14 protein-coding genes and 1 tRNA gene (1 of these 15 cut by a window edge) are annotated in these 17792 nt (G+C 61.1%); 2 read left to right on the top strand and 13 right to left on the bottom strand.

The window, feature by feature from the left end:
- A protein-coding gene (locus ACQY1L_RS17220; protein WP_430245031.1) for a M23 family metallopeptidase crosses the window boundary here: on the top strand, window positions 1–1643 show its 3' portion. 295 nt of this gene lie to the left of the window's left edge; 1643 of the gene's 1938 nt are visible here — the last part of the coding sequence; its start codon lies beyond the left edge, outside the window; the stop codon is at window positions 1641–1643.
- A gap of 68 nt (window positions 1644–1711) precedes the next feature.
- Here the strand turns inward: ACQY1L_RS17220 and clpB are convergent, their stop codons facing one another.
- From clpB to ACQY1L_RS17185, 7 genes are all read right to left on the bottom strand, one after another.
- Window positions 1712–4312 (bottom strand): ATP-dependent chaperone ClpB, encoded by a 2601-nt coding sequence (gene clpB, locus ACQY1L_RS17215; protein WP_092664670.1) that lies wholly within the window; start codon window positions 4310–4312, stop codon window positions 1712–1714.
- A 394-nt stretch (window positions 4313–4706) separates the two neighbouring features.
- Window positions 4707–5711: a DUF4167 domain-containing protein gene (locus ACQY1L_RS17210; RefSeq protein WP_430262080.1), complete on the bottom strand. Its 1005-nt coding sequence runs from the start codon at window positions 5709–5711 to the stop codon at window positions 4707–4709.
- Between the two features lie 314 nt (window positions 5712–6025).
- Complete coding sequence (gene prmC / locus ACQY1L_RS17205) at window positions 6026–6940, bottom strand: peptide chain release factor N(5)-glutamine methyltransferase (RefSeq protein WP_430245026.1); 915 nt, start codon at window positions 6938–6940, stop codon at window positions 6026–6028.
- Entirely contained in the window at window positions 6937–8019 is a 1083-nt protein-coding gene (prfA, locus tag ACQY1L_RS17200; RefSeq protein ID WP_062454274.1) for a peptide chain release factor 1, read from the bottom strand. Before prfA ends, prmC begins: the two co-directional genes overlap by 4 nt.
- 32 nt (window positions 8020–8051) lie before the next feature.
- Window positions 8052–10319 carry a phosphoenolpyruvate--protein phosphotransferase gene (gene ptsP / locus ACQY1L_RS17195; RefSeq protein ID WP_113166646.1) on the bottom strand — a complete coding sequence of 756 codons (2268 nt, stop codon included), beginning with the start codon at window positions 10317–10319 and terminating at the stop codon, window positions 8052–8054.
- Between the two features lie 81 nt (window positions 10320–10400).
- Complete coding sequence (locus ACQY1L_RS17190) at window positions 10401–11675, bottom strand: aspartate kinase (protein WP_062454275.1); 1275 nt, start codon at window positions 11673–11675, stop codon at window positions 10401–10403.
- A gap of 295 nt (window positions 11676–11970) precedes the next feature.
- Complete coding sequence (locus ACQY1L_RS17185) at window positions 11971–12864, bottom strand: SH3 domain-containing protein (RefSeq protein ID WP_092664587.1); 894 nt, start codon at window positions 12862–12864, stop codon at window positions 11971–11973.
- A 291-nt stretch (window positions 12865–13155) separates the two neighbouring features.
- Here ACQY1L_RS17185 and ubiG point away from each other — a divergent pair, with 291 nt between their 5' ends.
- Complete coding sequence (ubiG, locus tag ACQY1L_RS17180; RefSeq protein WP_113110273.1) at window positions 13156–13902, top strand: bifunctional 2-polyprenyl-6-hydroxyphenol methylase/3-demethylubiquinol 3-O-methyltransferase UbiG; 747 nt, start codon at window positions 13156–13158, stop codon at window positions 13900–13902.
- 3 nt (window positions 13903–13905) lie between these two features.
- Here ubiG and ACQY1L_RS17175 read toward each other — a convergent pair whose 3' ends face one another.
- The 6 genes from ACQY1L_RS17175 to ACQY1L_RS17150 form a co-directional block, all read right to left on the bottom strand.
- The gene (locus tag ACQY1L_RS17175; RefSeq protein ID WP_430245021.1) at window positions 13906–14991 is read right to left on the bottom strand and encodes an acyltransferase family protein; all 1086 of its coding nucleotides are present in this window, start codon (window positions 14989–14991) and stop codon (window positions 13906–13908) included.
- 151 nt (window positions 14992–15142) lie between these two features.
- Window positions 15143–15216, bottom strand: a tRNA-Ala gene (locus ACQY1L_RS17170).
- 143 nt (window positions 15217–15359) lie between these two features.
- Window positions 15360–15788 (bottom strand): DUF1178 family protein, encoded by a 429-nt coding sequence (locus tag ACQY1L_RS17165; protein ID WP_092664582.1) that lies wholly within the window; start codon window positions 15786–15788, stop codon window positions 15360–15362.
- Window positions 15785–16645 carry a carbon-nitrogen hydrolase family protein gene (locus ACQY1L_RS17160; protein ID WP_092664580.1) on the bottom strand — a complete coding sequence of 287 codons (861 nt, stop codon included), beginning with the start codon at window positions 16643–16645 and terminating at the stop codon, window positions 15785–15787. The genes ACQY1L_RS17165 and ACQY1L_RS17160 overlap by 4 nt, the downstream gene beginning before the upstream one ends.
- A gap of 12 nt (window positions 16646–16657) precedes the next feature.
- Window positions 16658–16915: a glutaredoxin 3 gene (gene grxC / locus ACQY1L_RS17155; RefSeq protein ID WP_062454280.1), complete on the bottom strand. Its 258-nt coding sequence runs from the start codon at window positions 16913–16915 to the stop codon at window positions 16658–16660.
- A 56-nt stretch (window positions 16916–16971) separates the two neighbouring features.
- The gene (locus ACQY1L_RS17150) at window positions 16972–17730 is read right to left on the bottom strand and encodes a ComF family protein (RefSeq protein WP_430245018.1); all 759 of its coding nucleotides are present in this window, start codon (window positions 17728–17730) and stop codon (window positions 16972–16974) included.
- Between the last annotated feature and the right edge of the window lie 62 nt (window positions 17731–17792).

The raw sequence follows: 17792 nt of genomic DNA, 5'->3' as shown, positions 1-17792 counted from the left end.
ATCGACGGATCATGGAAGTGTCCACCGTCGTTCACGAGGGCAATAAGGAAGTCGTGCGCCGGCGGCCCTTCGCGCATGTGAAGATGAACCTTGCCGTCAACAACGTCGCGCCGGAAGCCTATCCGAAATTCGATCCGCTCAGCATCTTCTCCTCCAGCGAAGCGCCGCCGCCGCCCAACAGCCGCACCGGCGCGATCTATGGATCCAACGTAGAATCCGACGTCAGCCTGCAGACCGTGCCGTTCCCGGTCAAGGGCGGTACCTTTGCCTATGCGGCGCCGATGACGCTCGAGGAAGTGGAAGAAAACGTCCGCTCCAACGGCTCCGTCCTGACCTCGGGCAATACCCAGCTCTCGGCACTCTATTATGTCGACCCGCAACGCTTCTCCTCCGAAGATGAGGATGTCGACCTGACATCGGGTCTCGCTGCCCGCATCGTCGAGCAGAACATGTCGGTCTCGACGCCCGAACCGTTCACCGCCCGCAGCCGCGAATATGCAGATGATATCATCCCGGTCCGCCAGCCGACCACGATCGCCCAGGCGATGACATCGGTTGGCTACCCCGAGAGCAAGGCAAAGGAAATCGCCGGCTACCTCAAGTCGCGGATCGGCAGCGAAGATGTGGCCGCCGGCGACGTGATCCGCATCGGCGTGATCCAGGAGGGCCAGATGGTCCTTGTCGTGCGCGCCAGCATCTATCGCCGCGGCAACCACCAGATCACCGTTGCCGCCGACGACAAGGGCCATTTCATCGACGGCAAGGAACCGCAGATGCTGGATGCGGTCGCATCCGCGTTCAGCGAGCAACCTGCCATCGTCGCCGGCCGCGAGTTGCCCGACGTCTATGACGGCATCTATCGCGCCGCCCTTTCCTACGGCATGAACAGCGATATGACATCGCTGCTCGTCAAGCTTCTGGCCAGCAACGTCGATCTCCAGGCGCAGTTGCGTCCCTCCGACATGATCGAGGCCTTCTTCTCCGTCGCGGACGAAAAGGGTCAGGCCAGCCGGGATTCGGAACTTCTCTATGTAAACGCCAGGTTTGGCGACACGACTACCCGGTTTTACCGGTTCCAGGATCAGGATGACGGTTCGGTCGATTACTTCGATCAGGACGGCCGCAGTGTCCGGCAGTTCCTGCTGCGCAATCCGGTTCCGAACGGACGGTTCACATCCGGCTTCGGCATGCGCAACCATCCAATCCTCGGCCGTGCGTTGATGCATACCGGCTCCGACTGGGCGGCCCCGCGCGGCACGCCGATCATCGCGACGGGCAACGGCACCGTCGAAAAGGCGGGCTGGGACAGCGGCGGTTACGGCAACCAGACGCTCGTGCGCCATGCCAACGGTTACGTCTCGTCCTACAATCACCAGAGCGCAATCGCCAAGGGCGTGCGCGAAGGCGCCAAGGTAACCCAGGGTCAGGTGATCGGCTATGTCGGCTCGACCGGCCAATCCACCGGCGCCCATCTCCATTACGAACTCGTGGTCAACGGAACCAAGGTCGATCCGATGAAGGTGCGCCTGCCCGGCGGCAAGTCGCTCGACGGCAAGGCACTGGCGCGGTTCGAGGAAGAACGCACCCGCATCGATGCGCTGCTGAAGAGCACATCGAAGCCTGCCGAAGTCGCCAGCCGCTAATCTTGCCCTCAAACGAAAAAGGCCGCCCCGTTTCCGGTGCGGCCTCATTTTTCGTTCGCGGTTTGCGTTTATGCCGCTTCGCTCATGCTGCCCTTGATACGAAACAGCAGCCGGTCTGAGCCCGACGTCACGTTGATCGTCGATCCGTCCGGGATCTGTCCGGCAAGGATCTGCTCGGCCAGTGGATCCTGCACGAACTTCTGGATCACCCGCTTCAGCGGCCGCGCGCCATAGACCGGGTCGTAACCCTTGTTCGCCAGCCATTCGCGGGCATCGCCATCCAGGTCCAGTTCCACCTTGCGATCGGCCAAAAGCTTCAGCAACCGCTGCAGCTGGATATCGACGATCGCGCCCATCTCGTTGCGCTTCAGCCTGTGGAACAGAATGATTTCGTCAACGCGGTTGAGGAACTCAGGCCGGAACGAGGCTTTCACCACGCCCATCACCTGCTCGCGCACGCTTTCGGAATCCTCGTCCTCGCGAAGACCGGTCAGATATTCGGCTCCGAGATTCGAGGTCATGATGATCATCGTGTTCTTGAAGTCGACCGTGCGGCCCTGCCCGTCCGTCAGGCGCCCGTCGTCGAGAACCTGCAGGAGAACGTTGAACACGTCGGGATGCGCCTTTTCGATCTCGTCGAACAGAACGATCTGGTAGGGCTTGCGCCGGATGGCTTCGGTCAGGGCACCACCTTCGTCATAACCGACATAGCCGGGAGGCGCGCCGATCAGCCGCGAGACGGAGTGCTTTTCCATGTATTCCGACATGTCCAAGCGCACCATCGCGGTTTCGTCGTCGAACATGAAGCGCGCGAGCGACTTGGTGAGCTCCGTCTTGCCGACGCCGGTCGGGCCGAGGAAGATGAACGAGCCGATCGGCCGGTTCGGATCCTGCAATCCGGCACGAGAACGGCGAACCGCGCGCGACACGGCCTGCACCGCATCGCCCTGACCGACGACCGATTTCGCCAACTCGTCTTCCATCCGCAGCAGCTTGTCGCGCTCGCCTTCCAGCATCTTGTCGACGGGAATACCGGTCCAGCGGGAAACCACATGCGCGATCGCATCCGGATTGACCACTTCCTGCACCATGGCATTGGTGGAACTGTCCTGTGCTTCGGCCTGTGCGAGCTCCTTTTCGAGATCGGGAATGACGCCGTAGGTCAGCTCGCCGGCACGCTGGTACTCGCCCTTGCGCTGGGCAGTGGCAAGTTCGTTGCGTGCCTCGTCGAGCTTGCCCTTGAGATCGGCGGCAAGTCCGAGCTTCTGCTTTTCGGCCTGCCAGCGCGCGGTCAGGGCATCCGCCTGCTCTTCCAGCGACGTCACTTCGGTTTCGAGACGCACCAGCCGGTCGGCCGAGGCAGTGTCGGTTTCCTTCTTCAGCGCCTCGCGCTCGATCTTCAGCTGCATGATGCGGCGATCGAGCTCGTCCAGCTCTTCGGGCTTGGAATCCACCTGCATCCGCAGCCGCGATGCGGCTTCATCCATCAGATCGATCGCCTTGTCCGGCAGGAACCGGTCGGCAATGTAACGGCTGGACAAGGTCGCGGCCGCAACCAGCGCCGAATCCGAAATGCGGACCTTGTGGTGCTGCTCGTATTTTTCTTTCAGGCCGCGCAGGATCGAGATCGTATCCTCGACCGTCGGCTCCTCGACCATGACCGGCTGGAAACGACGCGCAAGGGCCGGATCCTTTTCCACATGCTTGCGGTATTCGTCGAGCGTGGTCGCGCCGACGCAATGCAGCTCGCCGCGGGCAAGAGCGGGCTTCAGAAGGTTGGACGCGTCCATCGCGCCATCCGCCTTGCCGGCTCCAACAAGCGTGTGCATCTCGTCGATGAACAGGATGATCTCGCCGTTTTCCGACTGCACTTCGTTCAGCACGCTCTTCAGCCGCTCTTCGAACTCGCCGCGATACTTTGCACCGGCAATCAGCGCGCCCATGTCGAGCGCCATCAGCTTCTTGTCTTTGAGGCTTTCCGGCACGTCGCCATTGACGATACGGAGCGCCAGACCTTCGGCGATCGCCGTCTTGCCGACGCCGGGTTCACCGATCAGGACGGGATTGTTCTTGGTGCGGCGCGACAGAACCTGGATCGTGCGGCGAATTTCGTCGTCACGGCCGATCACCGGATCTAGCCGGCCATCGCGCGCTTCGGTCGTCAGGTCGCGGGCATATTTCTTCAGCGCCTCAAAGCCCTGTTCGGCGGTGGCGCTATCGGCGGTGCGGCCCTTGCGCAGGTCGTTGATGACCTGGTTGAGACCCTGCGCCGTCAGCCCCGCCTTCTTCAAGCTGGCCGATGTCGAGGCCGAGCTTTCGATCAAAAGCGCCAGCAGCAGTCGTTCGACCGTGACAAAGCTGTCGCCGGCCTTCTTGGCGGCTTCTTCCGCTGTCGAAAACACTTTTGCCAGCGGCTGCGAAAGATAGATCTCGCCATTGCCGCCCGATACCTTCGGAAGCTTGGAAAGTGCAGCGTCGTTTGCGATGCGCGCATCCTTGGCGCTGCCGCCAGCGCGTTCGATCAATGCGGAAGCCATGCCCTGGTCGTCGTCGAGCAGAACCTTAAGCAGGTGCTCTGGCGTAAACTGCTGATGACCAGCGGACAGGGCCTGGGTCTGGGCAGACTGAAGGAAGCCCCGTACCCGCTCGGAATATTTTTCGATGTTCATAAGATAAACCTCCTGAATCGCCCTGCCCTCCATGGAGGCACAGACCGATGATTGAGATGGGGCTCCCTTCAAAGGCGAACCCGGCCGGCCAACCGGCCTTGGTGAAGATATGGGAGCGCGATTTTGTGATTTAAAGACGCGGAGAAGAGGATTCAGGCGATATTGGCGCGGCGTCGATCAAGCCGGGATCGCGCGATGTCATCGAGCCGACAACTCGCCACCGCACCCGGGTAAGACCGGCGAGGTGACAGGTGCAAAACGTGCACGGGATAGGATCCAAGACGAGCCAGGTGCAGCATGGCGATCTCCCGCAAGAGCTTTCGGCTACCCCAAAAAGAAAAACTCCGGCCTTTCGACCGGAGTTTTCATATCATTCGTTCTCTAGAAGATTGGCTTATTCGCCAGCTTCTGCCAAGGCCGGCTTGTCGTCACCGTCGCCGGCATCTCCGCCGTCTGCCGCATCGGCATCCTTGCGGGTCTGGCGACGTGGACGGTTACCTGCCGTGCGGCGACGGCGTGGCGTGGCTTCCGTCTGCGATTCCTCTTCGACCGAAACCTCGACCGGCGTGCCCTCGATATCAGGCTGCGGGCCGGATCCATCGACCACAGGCGCAACGGCTACCGGAGCTTCGGTGACCTGAGGCGCGCGCTGTCTGGTCCGTGTCGGAGCGACCGTCTGTTCAGCAGCAGGTGCAGCAGGCTGCTCCATCGGCTGCTCGCTGCCCTGTTCAGGTGCGCGCTCTGCACGGTCCTGACGCTCTGGGCGGTCGGGACGTTCCGGGCGACGCTCGCGGCGCTCGTTTCGGTCACGCCGGTTTTCGCGCGTCTGCTGGTCCTGGCCGGACTGGCTGCCCTGGTTGTGCCCAGAGTTTTGACCCGGGTTCTGTCCAGAGTTTTGACCGGAATTCTGGCCTGAGTGCTGTCCAGAGTTCTGGCTGGAATTATGCTCGCGGCGTGGCTGCTCGTCCATCATCGGCTGTGGTGCGTAGCCCATATCGTCGCCGTCACCCTGATCCATATCGTCTTGATCGATCGAGTTGCCGTCGCGGTCCTGGTATTCGCCACGCTCCTGATGCTGGAAACGGTCCTGCATCTGTGCCTGCGCTGCAGCAATGATGCGGTAATAGTGTTCCGCATGCTGCAGGTAGTTTTCGGCCATGACACGGTCGCCTGCGCTTTGCGCATCACGAGCAAGCGTCGAATACTTTTCGGCGATGTGCTGAGCGGTGCCGCGGATTTTTACATCCGGGCCGGAGCTGTCATAGGACCGGCTGAGCGGGTTGCCGCCCTTGCGATTGAAATTGTTGTTTCCACCGCCGCTGCCGCCGCCGCCATTGCTGCTGCCGCCATTGTTGCTGCCACGCCCCCGACCGCGCTTGTTTTGCTGTCCTGGCCTCATATATCGTTCACCAACTCTCTGTCTTCGCTGATAAAAGGCCACGCGGCCCGCCGGTCATCGCCGGAACAGGACTTCGCGTGCCATGCGCAGGTCGACCAAGGCGGCCTGCCGCTTTCAAAGTCAAATTACCTGATCACGCACTGGATCTGCTCAACCTGCTCGGTCTTCGAAAAGAGCCGGTTCTACGGTTGACCTTTTAGCGAGAACGAATCGTTGTTCACTCCCAGCCGCCCCGATGCGTGATTTACGCTAACTCGCTTCCTGAAGGATTCCAAGCCCTTTCTTTTGCTTTGCAACATCGAAAGCCTGGATAATCAAGGGCCACCTCTCGTAAAGACAAGCACGCGATCGTTGTTACCATAATCACGTCTTGCTTGCGTCAAGATGAAGCCTGCATCCTCAAAGATACGTGTCACCGTGTCTCGCTGATCGAACCCGATCTCGACGCCGATCGACCCTTCGTCCTTGGGAAACGAGCCGTCTTCCTGTGGACCGCGCAGTTCGAGAAAGTGCTCGGCCTGCGATGCGATTGCCCGGTAGGCATCCAGGCCATCGGGTCCGCCGTCCAACGCGGCCGGCGGATCGAAATCGCGAACTTCCGGCTCTAGTCCAGGAATGACATCGCTTCTGATATAGGGCGGGTTTGACACGATTATGTCGAAACGCCCGTCAATTGCGTCAAACCAATGACTTCTGACGCCCTGAAACCGCTCGCCAAGATCAAGACGTTGCGCATTGCGCGTCGCCGTCGAAAGCGCATCGTCAGAGATATCGGAGCCGACGCCCGTCGCTTGCGGAACCTCGCTCAGCAGTGACAGAATGATGGCGCCGGTCCCGGTGCCAAGATCGAGCACGCGGGCATGGCCCTTATCCGCAACGATCCGTCTGAGCACGGGCAGCATGCATTCGACCAGGAGTTCGGTATCCGGCCGCGGCTCCAGCGTCTCTTTCGAGAGCAACAGGTCCAGCCCGTGAAACGCCCGCATTCCTAGAATACGGTGAACCGGCTCGTGACCCAGCCGCCTGGCCACCGCGTCCGCAATCCGGGCCATGTCGAGGGCATCGACAACACGGTCGCCATCAACGAACACCTCGGTCGAGGAAAGTCCCAGCAAGCCGCCGATCAGAAGCCTTGCCTCGATGGCCGCATCGGCGATCCCTGCTGCGGCAAGCTGCGCCCTTGCATCCGCCACCACCGCCTTCAGCACAGACGCCGGGTGCTGGCTCATCCGTGCTGCTCGCCAAGCTGCGCCAGCTGTCCGGCCTGATAATCCGAAATCAGCGCATCGACGACTTCGTCGATCTCGCCGATCATCATCCGGTCGAGCTTGTAGAGCGTCAGGTTGATACGGTGGTCGGTCACACGTCCTTGAGGGAAATTGTAGGTGCGGATGCGCTCCGAACGGTCGCCCGAGCCGACCTGGCTCTTGCGGTCTGCGGAGCGTTCGCTGTCGGCTTTCTGCCGCTCCATGTCGTAGAGCCTCGAGCGCAGGACCTGCATGGCTTTTGCACGGTTCTGGTGCTGCGATTTTTCCGAACTGGTGACAACCAGCCCCGTCGGCAGGTGGGTGATGCGCACGGCAGAGTCGGTGGTGTTGACGTGCTGGCCGCCGGCGCCGGATGCACGCATCGTATCGATGCGGATGTCGTCCGCCTTGATCTCGATATCGATCTCTTCCGCTTCGGGCAAAACGGCGACCGTCGCTGCCGACGTATGGATGCGTCCCTGCGTTTCGGTATCGGGCACGCGCTGCACCCGGTGCACGCCGCTTTCGAATTTCAGCTTGGAAAACACGCCGCGGCCGGTCACGGTTGCGATGACTTCGCGGAAACCGCCCGCTTCGCCGTCGCTGGCAGACAGCACTTCCACCTTCCAGCCATGGGCACTCGCGTAACGCTCGTACATGCGGAAGAGGTCGCCGGCAAACAGCGCCGCCTCGTTGCCGCCGGTGCCGGCGCGGATTTCCAGGATGGCGCTGCGCTCGTCGGCCGCATCCTTGGGAAGGAGAAGGATCTGCATGTCCTTTTCCAGCTGCTCGATGCGTTCTTCCGCATCCGGCAGCTCCATCTCGGCCAGCTCGCGCATCTCGCGGTCGGTCGCCTTGTCGACAAGCATCGCACGCAGGTCTGCGACTTCAGCCAGCGTCTTTTCGTATTCACGGATCTTGGTGACCACCGGCTGCAGTTCGGAATATTCCGATGCCAGCTTCACATAGACATCGGCAGCCGGACCTTCCGACATGCGCGCCTCGATCTCGCCGAACCGGCGTTCCAGTTCGCGCATCTTTTCGACAGGAAGCTTCGCCACCCAATCACTCCACTCTTGTTCTTTGTGTTTTTCTATACGGGAATGTTGTTGGTTTCCGCAAACCGCAACAGCAAATTGCGGATCGGCTCGTCCGAGCGCACGTCGTCGAGCGCGGCGTTCAGCTCCTCGGCCAACTGCCCTGCATCGAGACCAAGCAGCATCGCCTTGACCGGCCCGATCGAGGTTGCCGCCATCGAGACCGAGCGGAAACCGACGCCGATCAGCGCCATGGCCGAAAGCGGCTTGCCGGCCATCTCGCCGCACAAGGTCACCGGCGTGCGGTTCTTATCCCCGGCACGCGCGATGTCGCGCAGAATGCGCAGGAACGGCTTGCCCAGAATATCGAACCGGTCGGAGACGCGGGCATTGCCCCGGTCGGCGGCCATGGCGAACTGGAACAGATCGTTCGAGCCGACAGAGACGAAATCCACTTCCGCCATCAGTTCATCCAGCTGCCACATCAGCGACGGCACTTCCAGCATCGCGCCGAACTGCAGCTTGCGCGGCAGGCTGTGGCCGAATTTGGAAAGATGCTGAACTTCCTTCTGGAACAGCTCGCGCACCGCACGGATTTCGGAAACCTCGGTGATCATCGGCAGCATCATGCGAAGCTCGGCACCCGCCGATGCCCGCAGCAGCGCGCGCATCTGGGTGCGCAACAGGCCCGGCCGATCGAGAGACAGGCGGATCGCCCGCCATCCCAGCGCCGGGTTTTCCTCTTCCTGACTGCGCAGATAGGACACCACCTTGTCGCCACCGATATCAAGCGTGCGGAATGTCACCGGAAGGCCCGCCGCCTGACGGATCACGGCGCGATAAAACGCCTCCTGTTCCTCAAGCTTCGGCATGGTCGAGGCGATCATGAACTGCAGCTCAGTGCGGAACAGGCCGATACCCTGCGCACCGGATTCAGCAAGCTGCGGCAGATCCACCAAAAGGCCGGCATTCATATTGAGGCTGATCGCCTTGCCATCCTTGGTCACCGGCTCGACCGAGCGCAGTGCCTTGAACTGTTCCTGGCGCCGGGCCCGCAGCTTGACCTTTTCCTCATAGGCCTTCTGCAGATCCGCCATCGGGCGCACATGCACCTGGCCGTCGTCACCGTCGATGATGATGGGATCGCCGTTTTCGGCAAGCGCAACCAGGCCCGTCGCCTGGCCGACAACCGGAATACCCATGGCACGGGCCACGATCACCACATGGCTGGTGACCGCACCTTCTTCCAGCACCAGGCCGCGCAGGTTCTCGCGCGGATAATCGAGCAGTTCAGCAGCGCCCATGGCGCGCGCAAGAATGATCGCATCGAGCGGGAAGTTCTCGTCCGTTGCTCGGCCGGAATAGCCGGTCAGCTGGCGCAGCAACCGGTTGGCCAGATCGTCGAAATCATGCATCCGCTCGCGCAGATAAGGGTCGGTCAGGCGCATCATCCGCGCCTTGGTGTCGCTCTGCACCTTTTCGACCGCAGCTTCCGCCGTCAGTCCGTTATGGATCGCCTCTTCCATGCGGCGCACCCATCCCTGGTCATGCGCAAACATGCGGTAGGTCTCGAGAACCTCGCGGTGCTCGCCCTCCTGCGCCACGTCGCGGCGCTGCAGCATGTCGTCGATCGAGATCCGGAGCGATCCGAGCGCTTCGGCCAGACGGAGGATTTCCTTGTCCGAATCCTCGTTGAGAAGATTGGTAACGACGATGCGCGGCTCGTGCAGCACGACATGGCCGAGCCCGATGCCCTCGTTATAGCCGTTGGCCGCGATCGTGACGGCACGGGTGAGGTCCAGCTCCAGCCCCGGTGCCGTGATCTTTTTCAGGTCGCCGGTCGCGATCATCTCGGCGATCACCATCGCCGTCGTCTCGAGCGCCTCGACCTCGTCTTCGCGGTAGTTGCGGCTGGCCTTGTTCTGCACAACGAGAACGCCGAGCGTGCGGCCGGCGCGCAGGATCGGCACGCCAAGGAAGGAATGGTAGATCTCTTCGCCGGTTTCGGGCAGGTAGCGGAACGCCGGATGCGCCTGCGCATCGGAAAGATTGAGCGGCTGTGCCGATGCGGCAATCGTGCCGACCAGGCCCTGCCCCATCTTCAGCTGCGATGTGTGGACGGCCTCCTTGTTGAGGCCTTCGGTGGCGTAAAGCTCGAGAACGCCGTCGGAGCGCAACACATAGACGGAGCAAACCTCCGCCACCATGTTGCTGGCGATCTGGCGCACGATCCGGTCAAGCCGCTCCTGCGGCTCAAGTGGCTCGGCCATCAACTCGCGGAGCCGCTTCAGAAGAACGCGCGGCCCGGCCGACATGTCTCTCATCGGCATCATTGCTCCCGAATGCATCTTTAATCCGGAAGTGGCCGCGCGAGTTTCACACCCACGCGGCGAACCGGTTGACGATCAAGTCTTATCGAGACCGTAGGCGGAATGCAAAGACCGAACTGCAAGTTCCGAGTAGTCACCGGCGATCAGGATCGAAATCTTGATTTCCGAGGTGGTGATCGCCTTGATGTTGATCGACTTTTCGGCAAGTGCCTTGAAAGCGGTCGCGGCCACGCCAGCATGGCTGCGCATGCCGATGCCGATCACCGACACCTTTGCGAGACCCGATTCGCTCTGCACGACGTCGAAGCCGATCTTTTCCTTGTTGTCTTCGAGAACGCTGATGGCCTTCGCCACGTCCCCATAAGGCACGGTGAAGGTCATGTCGGTCTTTGATCCGTCCTCGGAAATGTTCTGGACGATCATGTCGACATTGATGTGATTTTCAGCCAGCGGGCCGAAGATGGCGGCAGAAACGCCTGGCCGGTCGGAGAGACGACGCAGGGAGATCTGCGCTTCATCCTTGGCATAGGCGATGCCGGTGACGACTTCCTGTTCCACGATCTCTTCCTCGTCGCAAATCAAAGTACCGGGCGGGTTGATGAGGTCGCCCATGCCCGGTGCATCGGGATCCTCGAAACTGGAGCGCACGAAGGTGCGTACCTTGTGAACCATGGCAAGTTCAACTGAGCGCACCTGCAAGACCTTGGCGCCGAGCGATGCCATTTCGAGCATTTCCTCGAACGAAATCTTCTTCAGGCGCCGCGCCTTGGGCACGATGCGCGGGTCCGTCGTATAGACGCCGTCGACATCCGTATAGATGTCACAACGATCGGCCTTGAGAGCGGCAGCAATCGCCACCGCCGATGTGTCGGAACCGCCGCGACCGAGCGTCGCGATCCGGTTGTCCGGGCCGATGCCCTGGAAGCCGGCAACGACGGCCACCTGGCCCTCGCCCATCCGCTTGATGATGTCGGAACCGTCGATTTCCTGAATGCGGGCCGCGCCATGGGCATTGTCGGTGCGGATCGGCAACTGCCAGCCCTGCCAGGAGCGCGCATTGATGCCCATCGACTGCAGCGCGATCGCAAGCAGCCCTGATGTCACCTGCTCGCCGGAGGCGACGACGGCATCGTATTCGCGCGCATCGTAAAAGGGAGAGTCAGCGCCATTGACCTTCGGCGTGTCCTGTACCCAGCCTACCAGCTCGTTGGTCTTGCCCGACATTGCGGAAACGACGACGGCCACTTCATGGCCCGCGTCGACCTCGCGTTTCACATGGCGTGCCACATTGTGGATACGGTCAAGATTGGCGACGGACGTGCCGCCGAACTTCATCACGATGCGAGCCATTCGACAAAAACCACTGTTTCGTCCCGGCGCCATACGCTGGAACGTCTGCTTCCCGTTTCTCTGCTCTCCGGGCATGAACGCCTGGAGTCACAAAGTTGCGGGGGTCTCATATCGAAAAGGGGCTGGCGGTGCAATGGCCGGAACAGGCCAGAACGGTACGCCCGGCGAAAACCGGATGCAGTATTTCGCGATTCTCCGCGTAAATATGCTGAACGGCAAAAGGGCCGCTTTCGCGGCCCTTCGACTATCTTCAACTGTCACCGTCTGTCGTAGGGTTTAACCCACCAGTTTCGGCTTAGCGGTTACGGCAACCCGGGCCGACACACTGCTCGGTTTCACCCTGCGGAGCGCGACGGTCGTTGTTGCGCTCGGCACGAGGCTCCTGACGACGCTCTTCTCTGCGTTCGTCATTGCGCTCGGCACGCGGCGGCGGGCGGCGATCGTCCCTGCGGTCATCGCCACGATCCATGCGCGGCGGTGGTGGGCGACGGTCGTCGTCGCGATCAATCCGCGGTGGCGGACGGCGGTCATCCCGGTCGCGGTCGATACGCGGTGGTGGAGGGCGACGGTCGTCGTCACGATCGATACGCGGCGGTGGGCGACGATCGTCCCTGTCACGGTCGACGCGTGGCGGGTCGCGGCGGTCGCCGCGATCACGGTCCCAACCGGGACGGTTGTCCCAGCGGTCACGATCGCGGTCGCGGTCCCAACCCGGAGGTGGTGGCGGCGGACGTCTGTCACGATCCCAACGCGGCGGTGGCGGCGGCTGACGATCGGCGCGCCAATTGTAATCGCGCCAGCGATCACGTTCACGATAGAAATTGCGCTCTCTATAATGGCGACCCCAATAGTCGTTGACTTCGAAGGTCACCGTCGGGATGCCGAGACCCTGATAGTAGTCGGGCGCGACATAGACGCGGTTCGAACGGTACGCCGCCTGGACATAGTTTCCCGACACCCAGCCACGACCGCCGTAGAACGAAACGTCGCACCAGTTCACGCTGCTCATGCAGCCGTTGATGGTAACGGTCGCGCTGACCGGGATCACTGTGACCGCCGGATAGGCGGTGCTCGGACCTGACCGCATGTTCACGTTCGCGGTTGCGAATCCCTGCACGGCAGCCGAAGCAATCGACGGCGCCAGCATCAAGGCGCCGAGAGCGGCTACCCGTAAAAGTAACTTTTTCACCTGTTTCCTCCTGGAAAACATAAGCGGTCGGAATTGCTTCCGTTTTGCGCCCCGTAATTTTCAGCCTAAATGCTCGGAACGACCTATTGTTCCAGTTGTCGGCTGAATGGCGAATGAATGATGTATTTGACTGTCATTCACCCTTTTTCTCCTCGCCGTAAGCAACGGTTCATCCCGCCCGCTCACTGGAAAACAATGACTAAGCTGTCGCGCGACCTCCGCGGCGATGTCACCCCTTGACATCAACCCGGGATCGTCCGACTTCAGGCCCTAGTACGAGAGGATGACGATATGACCGAAACCACACGCAGCACAGTCGATAAGGACCAGGTTGAATGGTTCTCGAAAATGGCAGCCGAGTGGTGGAACCCGACAGGGAAGTTTCGGCCTCTCCACAAGTTCAATCCGGTCCGCCTCTCCTATCTTCGCGACCGGATCTGCGAGCATTTCGGCCGTGACCCCAACGGTCACCAGCCGCTTGCCGGTCTTCGCATCCTCGATATCGGATGTGGCGGCGGTCTGTTGTCGGAGCCGATGGCCCGCATGGGTGCGACCGTTGTCGGCGCGGACCCGTCTGAAAAGAACATCGGCATCGCTTCCACCCACGCAGCTGAGACCGGCGTCACCGTCGATTATCGCGCAGTCACGGCCGAAGACCTTGCCGCGTCGGGCGAGCTGTTCGACGTTGTCATGAACATGGAAGTAGTCGAACACGTCGCTGACGTCGATTTTTTCATTACTACCTGCGCTTCGCTGGTGAAGCCGAGCGGCCTGATGTTCGTCGCGACTATCAACCGCACGCTGAAGGCCGGCGCGCTGGCGATCTTTGCTGCGGAAAACATTCTCCGCTGGTTGCCGCGCGGCACCCACCAGTACGACAAGCTTGTGCGCCCGGAAGAGATCGAAAAACCGCTGTCAAAAAGCGGCATGGAGATCATTCACCGCACCGGCGTGTTCTTCAACCCACTCAGCGACCGCTGGAACCTGTCATCCGACATGGACGTCAATTACATGCTGCTGGCGCGGCGTCCGGGCTGAGCTTCAGTTCTTGACGACAGCCGTGACGGGTGTTGCGGCGTCGACGGATCCACCCTTGCGGTGCAAAAGCGAGGCCCAACGGGGCCGCTCGAACAGGAAGTTGCCGATCCCTGTCGCCCTGACAATCGCGTTGACGATGAGCGAACTCACGATCGACACGATCATCACCGAAACGCTCAGCAGTCCCGTATCGGTAAACAGTCCGGTCTTGAGCGCTACTGCCCTGAACAGAGACATCGGGATGGTAAAGGCGAGGTAGACAACCAGCGAATGCTTGCCGAGCCAGACCAGCCAGCGCGAGAACGGCAGTTGGACGACGAGGCCGCAAGCGATGCAAAGCGCCAGCGTTCCAGCGACAGCAAGCACGAAATGCATCCCTGGCAACACCGCAGACCCCATCTGCATCCCGACCGGTTGAACCGCATAGCCGGGTGAAAACACGAGCACTCCGTTGACCAGCGCCCAGACGCACAGCGCAGCCCAGGCGCTCGCCGGATAGCGCTGGCAGAGATCGACCAGCTTCAAAATTGCGGGACCCGTCAGGAAGCCGAGATAGAAGAAGACGAAATACGCAGCAAACTGCGTCACCACATAGCTCGCCGAATGGGGCGACAGGACCTCGAGGCCGATCGCGACCGGAAGAACCACCCAGGCCGGGACAGACAGCTGGTAGAACAGCTTCGTCACCAGTCCGAAAATTGCGAGCAGATAGACGAACCACAGCACGCCATAGGGCTGAATCATCGCAAAGGCCAGCTCCTTCAGCATTTTGCTGAGATCGAGCTCGTAGACCCCGATCTTGAGGCCAAGCATGATCGTGACCCAGAGCACGTAGAAATAAAGGTAATGGACCACCCGGCGGTCGACGAACTGCAACCACGGGCGGGCGATAACCTGCGACAGGAACAGACCCGAGATCAGGAAGAATTCCGGCATCCGGAATGGCGTGGCGAAACCGATGACATAGTGTAGAAAGCCGACCTGCCCGGTATATTCGCCGGTATTGTAGGCCGAGTACATCATCACAACCAGGATGATCGAGACACCTTTGGCGGCGTCGACCCACGCTAAACGATCAATCTTTTCCATGCTGCAGAGCACTTTCTGTCTGATCAAGGTTACGGGGACGCCCTTGCGATGTGATCGCAACGATCCGGCCTGTTCGGTCTAAATCCAAAGGGTCATGTCGAATGCGATGTTGGTGTCAACGTCTGCCAATTCGTCGCCGGAGTGTGGCCCTTGGAGAACTGGGCAGGATTTGAACCTGCATGTACGGGCTTGCGGGCCCGCTCCATTTCAGTCTGGCACCAGTTCATCACGGACGGCTTTCGGCAGCCCGTCCGCAGAGATAGCGCAGTCAGGTTAGAGTTCGGTAAACCGGCATGGTAAAGATGCATGTCTTGGAAGAAATACTTACAAGATACTTCCGACATCGCTAATGAACTTGAAGACCGGCGTCAGTTGCCGTCTTCCGGGAGCGTCGGCAAGGGGGCGATGTCGATGCCCTCATCAATCAGCTCGCGCACGTCGTCGAAACTTGCCTTGCCGATAATCCCGCGCGCATCGGCCTCGCCGTAATGGATCTTGCGCGCCTCTTCCGGAAATTTCTCGCCGACATCTTCGGAACTGGCGCGGATACCGGCGACGGCTTCCTTGAGCTTCGCCATCACCTCATGGCGCGCCATATTCATCGCCAACTCCTGCTTGGCTTCCTTCTTCCGTGCTGTCGAAACGGACGGCGCCATCAGGGATTTTGAGATCGCGGTGGAATTGCAGACCGGACAGGTTAAAAAGCCGCTTTCCACCTGGCGGTCGAAATCCGCGCTTTGGGCAAACCAGCCTTCAAACACATGTCCGTTCTCGCAGCCGAGCGAATATTTGATCACGCCGCCTCTTCCCCGTCACCGCGGTCGGGGACGATCGCCACGGAAAACTCCCGGGCATTCTTGAGGTTGGGGATCTTCTGGCGTGCCGCCCGGACCTGGTCGAGATCGATCTCGGCGATCAGGACCTCTTCGCCGGTGCCGCCAGCCATCGCCAGAACCTTGCCCCAGGGATCAACGATCATCGAATGACCGAAGGTTTCGCGGCCATCTTCGTGGGTGCCGCCCTGCGCCGCAGCGATTAGGAACGTGCCGTTCTCGATGGCGCGGGCCCGAAGCAGGATTTCCCAATGCGCCTCGCCCGTCTGGCGGGTAAAGGCAGCCGGAACCGTGAGGATTTCGGCGCCGGCCAAGGCCTCGGCCCGGAACAGCTGCGGAAACCGCACATCGTAGCAGATCGCGAAACCGAGCCTGCCGAAACCGAGGTCGGCAACCCGCGCTTCGTTGCCGGGTTCATAGGCCGAACTCTCGCGCCAGCTTTCACCGTTGTCGAGATCGACATCGAACATGTGGATCTTGTCGTAGCTGCAGACGGTTGCGCCGTCTGGCGAAAACAGGAAAGCGCGGTTGGCGATCTTTCCGTCGTCGCGGGCAATGGCGGTCGAGCCGATATGCAGGAAGACACCAAGCTCTTTTGCGAGATCGCGCGCCGTCGAGACGATCACGTCGTCCGCCTCGCCCCGCAATACTTCGCGGGCCGCCTTGCGGTCACGCTGCAGCATGCCGGTCATTTCGGGCGTCTGGATATAGGTCGCGCCATGGGCTGCAGCGTCACGGACAAGACGCGCCATGTCGGCCGCATTCCTGACCGGATCGACGCCCGAACACATCTGGATCGCTGCAACCTTGACCGCGGTCATCGAAAAATCTCCTCAGGCCGCCAGAAGCGGATCGAGCTTGCCGGCACGGTCGAGCGCATGCAGGTCGTCGCAACCGCCGACATGCCGACCATCGATAAAGATCTGCGGGAATGTCGAACCGCCGTTCGACTTCTGCACCATTTCGGCGCGCAGTTCCTTGGAATAGGTCGCGTCATGCTCGGTAAAGGCAACGCCCTTGGATTCGAGCAGCGCCTTGGCGCGGGCGCAGTAACCGCAATATTCGCGGGTGTAAATGATCACATCTGCCATGATTTTCTCCACGTACTGTCAGGACTTTGTGCAGCGCGTCACAATTGCCGTCTCTGTCATATAGGCCCGGCAATGGCCATTGCAAAGGTCAAAACCGTCACCTCGGCAGCCCCTGCCCGCTTCAGCGACCGGGTTGCGGAAGACACTGTCGCGCCGGTCGTGAACACGTCATCGACAAGAACGATATGCTTGCCGAACACGTCCTGTTCGCGACCCGCGGCCACCTTGAACGCGGCGCGGACGTTCTCCTCGCGGCCCCGCGCCGTCAGCCCCACCTGGCGCTGAGTGCTCTTCGTGCGCAGCAATGTTGCGGCAAGAAAGGGCTTTTCGGATTGAGCGGCGAGATGCCGGCCGAGCTCGGCTGCCTGATTGAACCGGCGCCAGAACATCCGCGAGCGATGAAGCGGCACCGGGAGAATAGCGTCGCAATCGGCCACATGGGTCTCGCTCGCGCGCAGCATCCACCCGGCCATCATTGCGGCGAGGTCGGTGCGATCCCTATATTTCAGCGCATGGACGAGCGAGCGTGCCGCACCTTCGTGGATTGCCACAGCCCGCAGGCGGTCGAACACCGGGGGATTGGCGATCGCTTCCGGCGAGATCAGCAATTGCTCATCCAAAGCGGGATCGGAAGGATCATAGGAGAACGGAAGGCCTAGAACCTCGCAGTAGGGACGTTCGATGAAGCGCAGACCGCTCCAGCACTGTGCACAGAAACCGCGATGGCTGCCGGTGATCACGCCGCATCCGGGACAGGCTGGCGGGTAGACGACGTCGCCTATCCGGCGTGTCCAGACGGACGCGGCCGATACCATGCTCCTCAGCGATCGCAAGGCGGGGGACGAAGACATGCTTGACATTAATCGACGGAGAGCGA

The organism is Neorhizobium sp. DAR64862/K0K3 (assembly GCF_050500185.1).
Taxonomy (GTDB): Bacteria; Pseudomonadota; Alphaproteobacteria; order Rhizobiales; family Rhizobiaceae; genus Neorhizobium; species Neorhizobium soli.
Note: the sequence above shows the minus strand (reverse complement) of the source record. Positions and strands in the feature narration are given on the sequence as shown.

Bases quoted from the DNA above. Each gene is read 5' to 3' on its own strand.
- ACQY1L_RS17150 (WP_430245018.1), bottom strand. From the start codon at position 17,730: ATGGTATCGGCCGCGTCCGTCTGGACACGCCGGATAGGCGACGTCGTC.
- ACQY1L_RS17160 (WP_092664580.1), bottom strand. From the start codon at position 16,645: ATGACCGCGGTCAAGGTTGCAGCGATCCAGATGTGTTCGGGCGTCGAT.
- clpB (WP_092664670.1), bottom strand. From the start codon at position 4,312: ATGAACATCGAAAAATATTCCGAGCGGGTACGGGGCTTCCTTCAGTCT.
- ACQY1L_RS17175 (WP_430245021.1), bottom strand. From the start codon at position 14,991: ATGGAAAAGATTGATCGTTTAGCGTGGGTCGACGCCGCCAAAGGTGTC.
- prmC (WP_430245026.1), bottom strand. From the start codon at position 6,940: ATGAGCCAGCACCCGGCGTCTGTGCTGAAGGCGGTGGTGGCGGATGCA.
- ubiG (WP_113110273.1), top strand. From the start codon at position 13,156: ATGACCGAAACCACACGCAGCACAGTCGATAAGGACCAGGTTGAATGG.
- grxC (WP_062454280.1), bottom strand. From the start codon at position 16,915: ATGGCAGATGTGATCATTTACACCCGCGAATATTGCGGTTACTGCGCC.
- ACQY1L_RS17210 (WP_430262080.1), bottom strand. From the start codon at position 5,711: ATGAGGCCAGGACAGCAAAACAAGCGCGGTCGGGGGCGTGGCAGCAAC.
- ptsP (WP_113166646.1), bottom strand. From the start codon at position 10,319: ATGAGAGACATGTCGGCCGGGCCGCGCGTTCTTCTGAAGCGGCTCCGC.
- ACQY1L_RS17190 (WP_062454275.1), bottom strand. From the start codon at position 11,675: ATGGCTCGCATCGTGATGAAGTTCGGCGGCACGTCCGTCGCCAATCTT.